Origin of the sequence: Plasticicumulans sp., assembly GCF_035331805.1 — a bacterium.
GTDB lineage: Bacteria > Pseudomonadota > Gammaproteobacteria > Competibacterales > Competibacteraceae > Plasticicumulans.
In genome coordinates this window covers 623-2,079 of sequence record NZ_DAOLKE010000490.1, presented here as the reverse complement: position 1 = coordinate 2,079, position 1,457 = coordinate 623, and the positions used below count along the sequence as shown (strand labels likewise).

The following is a 1,457-nucleotide window of genomic DNA, read 5'->3' as shown; positions in this document are numbered from 1 at the left end:
CATCGCGGGGCGCTCCCGGCTCAGCCGCGGCCGGCGCCGGGCCGGCGGGCATCGGCGACCGGTTCGGCCACGGCGACGCCGTTGCCGGCGTTGGCGGCGATGATCTCGCGGATGCGGTCGCGGATGCCGTCGAGGTTGCTGCCGTCGCCCCCGGTCTGCACGACCGGGGCGCTGCGCGGCTGGCTATCGGCGATCTGGCGACCGTCCTGACGGCTCACGTCGACCTCGACGACCATCGACAGGCCGACGCGCAGCGGATGCGCGACGAGCTGGTCATGGTCGAGTTCGATGCGCACCGGCACGCGCTGCACGACCTTGATCCAGTTGCCGCTGGCGTTCTGCGCCGGCAGCAGCGCAAACGCCCCGCCGGTGCCGGCGCCGAGGCCGATGACCTTGCCGCGGTACTCGACGCGGCTGCCCCAGACATCGGCCGACAGCGTCACCGGCTGGCCGATGCGCAGGCGCGCGAGCTGGCTTTCCTTGAAGTTCGCATCGACCCACAGCCGGTCGAGCGGCACCAGCGCCAGCAGCGGCGTGCCGGCGGCGACGCGCGCGCCGACCTGCACGACGCGGCGCGCGACCTGGCCGTCGACCGGCGCGACGATCGCGGTGCGCGCGAGCGCGAGCGCCGCCTCCTCGACCTTGGCGGCGGCGCGCTTCACGTCCGGGTGCGTGTCGACTGCGGTGTTCTCGATCAGCACCTCGGTCGCCGAGAGCTGGTCGCGGACGTTGGCGAGGCTCGCCTCGGCGCTGCGCAGCGCCGTGCGCGCGTGCTCCATCTCCTCGGCCGAGATCGCGCCGTTGCCGGAGAGCTTCTGGCGCCGTGCGAGGTCCTCCTTCGCCTTCGCGAGATCGGCCTCGCGGTTGGCGACCGTCGAGCGCAGCGCGTCGCGGGTCGCGAACAGCTGGCGGACGTTGCGCACGGCGCGGGCCAGATCGGCCTCGGCGGCATCGAGCGCGACGCGCGCATCGGCCGGATCGAGATCGACCAGCGGCGTGCCGGCGACGACCACGTCGGTGTCATCGGCGCGCACCGCGAGCACGGTGCCGGCGACGCGCGGCGTCACCGGGATCACGTCGCCGGCGACGTAGGCGTCATCGGTCGTCTCCAGATGACGGGCCGTGCTCCACCACCACGCACCGCTGCCGGCGGCACCGGCGGCGACGGCGAGCGCGACGGCGAGCAGCAGCGGCTTGCGCCGGCGCGCATCGACCGGCGTGGCAGAGACGGGGGCGGATGCGGATGCGGATGCTTTCTGGCTGTCCGGCTGCTTCTGGTGATCGGTGCTCATGATCGGGGGGCTCCGGGGGTGCGGGCGGATGCGGATCAGCTGCGGGTGCTGGGGTTCGTGACCGGGCGCGGGCCGGCGGCGGTGCTCGCCGTGGCCACGCCGGCGGCCGGCTGGTAGCCGCCGCCGAGCGCACGCACCAGGGCCAGCGACACGTCGTTGCGGCGG

General features: G+C 74.7%; 1 protein-coding gene. It reads right to left on the bottom strand.

The window, feature by feature from the left end:
• Nucleotides 1–20 precede the first annotated feature (20 nt).
• A complete protein-coding gene (locus PKE44_RS18710) occupies nucleotides 21–1,292 on the bottom strand; it encodes an HlyD family efflux transporter periplasmic adaptor subunit (RefSeq protein ID WP_324554249.1) in 1,272 nt (423 codons plus the stop codon).
• Between the last annotated feature and the right edge of the window lie 165 nt (nucleotides 1,293–1,457).

Excerpts from the sequence above, each read along its gene's own strand:
- PKE44_RS18710 (WP_324554249.1), bottom strand. The coding sequence starts at position 1,292 with ATGAGCACCGATCACCAGAAGCAGCCGGACAGCCAGAAAGCATCCGCA.